Raw genomic sequence first — 458 nt, forward strand, 5'->3', positions numbered from 1 at the left:
TGATTTGAACGGCTCACTTTTGTAAAGAGTGATGTAATGTGGAGAGTTATCGGATCTATCTGGTGCACGTACAGCAAAAACCCCCTCAGCAATCTCATTCACAACGTTGAATTCTTTTAAGCGTTTACGCTCATTACTTCGCTCTGCTTTCGTATGTCCGTTTGAAAGGCTATTGTTTAATTTAGCAAACTCGCCTTCAAATGAATTTACATCACTTTCCAATTTATCCAATCTATTGGTTAAACTAACGTTAAAAGTTTCTTGAGCAGAATTAAATTGATGATATGGCTTCAATCTCATTGTAATTGAGTCATCAATTTGTTGCTGTAAGGTCAAACTGATCGTCTGTGTAATATTCTTTGACGCAGCTTTCGAGGTTGACTTCACAATCTCACTTTTTTGCTTACCAAATTCATCCTTTACTTTGCTAGGAATGTCTATTTTAGTAATGATTGATT

At 35.6% G+C, this 458-nt stretch carries 1 protein-coding gene; it reads right to left on the reverse strand.

The features are described 5' to 3' along the window. On the reverse strand, positions 1-458 hold a 458-nt coding region (locus IQR33_RS35880), incomplete at both ends, for a hypothetical protein (RefSeq protein WP_193843873.1).

Source organism: Vibrio sp. OPT46 (assembly GCF_015163535.1).
GTDB lineage: Bacteria > Pseudomonadota > Gammaproteobacteria > Enterobacterales > Vibrionaceae > Vibrio > Vibrio alginolyticus.